The organism is Glaciecola petra (genome assembly GCF_031846345.1).
Taxonomy (GTDB): domain Bacteria; phylum Pseudomonadota; class Gammaproteobacteria; order Enterobacterales; family Alteromonadaceae; genus Glaciecola; species Glaciecola petra.
Map to the genome: position 1 here is coordinate 1 of NZ_JAVRHX010000012.1, position 2,257 is coordinate 2,257.

Annotated in this window: 3 protein-coding genes; all 3 read right to left on the minus strand. The window is 37.2% G+C overall.

Annotated features, from left to right (window positions below; genetic code table 11):
• Window positions 1-448: 448 nt before the first annotated feature.
• Window positions 449-736 (minus strand): excalibur calcium-binding domain-containing protein, encoded by a 288-nt coding sequence (locus RM552_RS17795; RefSeq protein ID WP_311370205.1) that lies wholly within the window; start codon window positions 734-736, stop codon window positions 449-451.
• Window positions 737-813: 77 nt separating this feature from the next.
• Window positions 814-1,134 (minus strand): hypothetical protein, encoded by a 321-nt coding sequence (locus RM552_RS17640; RefSeq protein ID WP_311370206.1) that lies wholly within the window; start codon window positions 1,132-1,134, stop codon window positions 814-816.
• 496 nt (window positions 1,135-1,630) lie between these two features.
• Window positions 1,631-2,257 (minus strand): hypothetical protein (locus RM552_RS17645; protein ID WP_311370207.1); only part of this gene is annotated, 627 nt, incomplete at its 5' end.

The window sequence follows — 2,257 nt, forward strand, 5'->3', positions numbered from 1 at the left end:
ATGTCCGGTTGATGGATTTGTTATGTTCGATTTGCCTACTGCAATAATTTGCTGGCATTTTTATGATTGAACCAAAAATAGTATAATCCCAAAATTGTACCTATCGGGATAAACAATAACCAAACAAATGCTGTGATGAAGCAGATTTTGTACGCCCACTCTCGCCCTTTCAGTAAGAAAAATCCGGCGAAAGATGACAAGAAAAAAGCAACACCAATCAATATACTAACTAAAAATGTCAATGGTGAACCTGAGCTTATTGTGTCCAAATTTCTTAATGTTGTTGCTAGCATTACAAACGCAATCAAACCACCAAGAATGAGGTATGCCCAACCTAAAATATTCCTATGTAATTCCAATTTTCCACCTTAGAACATAACACTTTGAATAAGCGGTTTGGCAGCGCTTTTCTGACAAATCCGTCTTCATTCTTTTGTTATGTATGATGCTAAAACTGCCTCTCACATGGCTCTCCATCGTTATCGCCATCCATTTTGGTATCAGGGCAGTGCTTCAGGAAAAATCTCGCTTCCTCTAGTGAAGTCATTTCGCTGCAATGCTGCCTGCCATCACATTTAAAGTTAAACTTATCGGCTTGGATGAAAACAGCTTCCTTTTTCTCTATGGGTAAACTTGGATTTACAACCGATGGAGTGGGCTCAACACTAACTTTACTAAACAAAGCTAACGCACCGACTACCAGCAAACCACTAACGAAAAAGTGCTTAATCTTCAAATCTTCATCCTCCAAATACATAACACCCGATTAAGCGGTAAAAACCGCTCTTGTTTTTATCCGACTTCAATCGTTTGTTATACGTTGCCATACTTCTCAATTATTTGATTACAGGCTAAGACGACATCAGCTTTATAAAATAAAATCACGCTTTCAGTTTCAATATTTGACTTTACCAAAAATTCATCGCTACAGTATCGTCGAACTTTCTTTAGTGGTAAGTGGTCTGTATCCGATGTTATTACTCCAAAAACATGAAATTCAGTATCCCAACATTGTCCATGAATGACATTACCTAAATATGTCAAACGGAGAATTTTTTCTAAATAATCATCGTTACTTTTTAAAAGTTCTGAAGCCAATTGTTTCGCTTCACTTTGTTCTTGTTCAGTACTCATAGTTGACCAGACGTATAACACCAACTTAAGCGGCGAAAATTGTTCTTTATTTTTGTCCGCTTCAAGTTTTTGTTATACATTTGCTCGAGCAACCTTTGTACTAGAAACAATAAACATAACTGGAAAGAACAACATAGCTGCGAAAGCAAAAGCCAATACAGGTCTCACAACTATAAAAAAAGGCATGTATAAGTACCATAAAGGATAAGTGAGGCCAAACGCAAGTATATCAGCCCCTACAAATCCCGAGCACTTAAACTCAGCCAAAAGAGCGTCGTGATTATAGCAACCTACGTAGTTACTTTTTGTCACCCCATCCTCACCGAAACCTAACACAAACAGACTTGCAATGAACAGAGTAGCTACTACTAATATGTAAGCTAATGACAACTTTCTTATTAAACGCCAGTATCTCAAATTCATTAGGATGTATAACACCAAATTAAGCGGCGTTGCCCGTTCTTGGCGATGTCCGCTTCAATTTCTTTGTTATGTTTCACTTCCACGCCTTGTTGTCAGATGAAACAAATGTGTTGAACAACGACTCGTACTTCCAACCATCACTAGCAAGCACCTCACAGTCAGAATTTTGAATACAAGAATGAAGTAATGCAATTGGGTCTGAAATATGGGCAAGGTCCAATTTCTCTTTTAGAATAGACTTAGCCTTATTGTAATCAGGATACTCTTCATTATATTCAGCAAACATGAACTGTGCTGTTTTTCTCATTTCTGAAAGTTGACCACCACCTGAAAATTTAAGTAAGTCGAACCAATATGGTATTTCGATAATCATAGAAACAAATTCAGTTAGATCGTTACCAAGTTTTCCTGCTTGACCTTCAGATGAAATAAATAATATTGAACGTTTTTCGATTTCCCTTTCTCCATAGGCTACATAAACACCACCGGAACCTTCCCCAGCAATTATTTCTGTAGAATAGTTTGGAGATAGTGTTATCCAGTCTGTATTTTTATCAATATTTAGTAATTCAAAGTCGAGATAATCACCTAGGCACTTGATAACTTCGCTATCAAAAAGGTCTAAATATTTAAACATGCTCGATGATTCCGCGTGAAACATAACACTTTCCATAACCGGTTTTGGCCGCTCTTGGCAAAA